This window comes from Modestobacter sp. DSM 44400, assembly GCF_900107175.1.
In the GTDB taxonomy this organism is placed as follows: Bacteria; Actinomycetota; Actinomycetes; order Mycobacteriales; family Geodermatophilaceae; genus Modestobacter.
The window spans coordinates 1-1140 of sequence record NZ_FNOZ01000179.1 but is presented as its reverse complement, the minus strand read 5'-3'; the positions used below and the strand labels follow the sequence as shown (position 1 = coordinate 1140).

1 protein-coding gene is annotated in these 1140 nt (G+C 68.1%); it reads left to right on the top strand.

What is annotated here, in order from left to right:
- Positions 1-587: 587 nt before the first annotated feature.
- Positions 588-1106, top strand: coding sequence for an acyl-CoA thioesterase domain-containing protein (locus BLW04_RS25590; protein WP_254782012.1), 519 nt, complete (start codon positions 588-590; stop codon positions 1104-1106).
- The last annotated feature ends 34 nt before the right edge of the window (positions 1107-1140 follow it).

Below are 1140 nucleotides of genomic sequence, written 5' to 3'. Positions count from 1 at the left end.
GGCGGGGGACCGCCACCTCAAGTTCCACGAGACCCGGGACAACCTCCCGATACGCCGGCTAGATGGCCTTCGCGGTATCCAGCAGATTTCCCCGCCTCCTCAGCACTCTCTGTTGCCGTACGTACTGCGGCGTTCTGCGTAGTGATCGCCCACCCTGCAGTCGCGATCGCTGCAACACAGATCGCGCCGAGGATGACAAACACAATGCGCGTACGCCAACCTGGTGCTGGACGTCGTACCGGAGGGGCTGGCTCGACATCGCCCAGCACTTCGGCCAAGTGAGTCCCACCCCTTTGTTAGACTTGCAAAGATTCTCGCGCCTAGACATACCAGCGCGCGCGTGTCAGTACGGGCTGCCCGGCGCCCTCTCTTACTCCGTTGAGTGAGCCGACCGGACGACAGTCACTGTCTACGTGTTGACAACACCTCGCTCACTCGCACATGGAGTCCAAAGCAGCACCTTCTTACCGCTTCCGAAGCGTGGACTTCTGCGCGCAGCCCCACTGTCGACGGTCCGCCCTTACGCGGCCGATATGCACCGCGCATCCGCCAGCTCTCTACGGGACGGCGTCCGCCAGACTGCCGCCATGGACCTCGAGGCCTTCTACCTCCCCCTCGGCGACAACCGCTTCGCCCCCACCCGGGCCACCGAGAGCCCGTGGGACTCCAGCGCCCAGCACGGCGGGCCGCCATCGGCGCTGCTCGCGCATCTGGCGGGCAGCGCCACCGGGGAACACATGAGGGCCGCGCGAATCAGCGTCGACTTCTTCGGCGCCATCCCCCGCCGCGAGCTCACCGTCGAGGTCTCCCCCGTCCGCTCGGGCCGCCGCATCGACCTCACCGAGGCCGTCATGACCGTCGACGGCCGCACCGTCGCCGTCGCCCGGGTCTGGTCCCTCGCCGTCGGACCCACCCCGCCCGTCGTCACCGAGCTGACCCCGCCGCCGGCCGTCCCCGATCAGTCCGACCAGGTCCTGCCAGACCTTCCCGACTGGGGCTACGGGCAGGCCCTCGACTGGCGCTACACCGCCGGCTCCCCGAACAAGGAGGTTGTCCCGGGTCTCGTGGAACTTGAGGTGGCGGTCCCCCGCCCGCACCGGCCGTGAGGTAGGTGTTGGGCGTCCGCCAAGACACCATCCG

What these genes read in the sequence shown, in the direction of transcription:
- BLW04_RS25590 (WP_254782012.1), top strand. Translation starts at nt 588, where the DNA reads ATGGACCTCGAGGCCTTCTACCTCCCCCTCGGCGACAACCGCTTCGCC.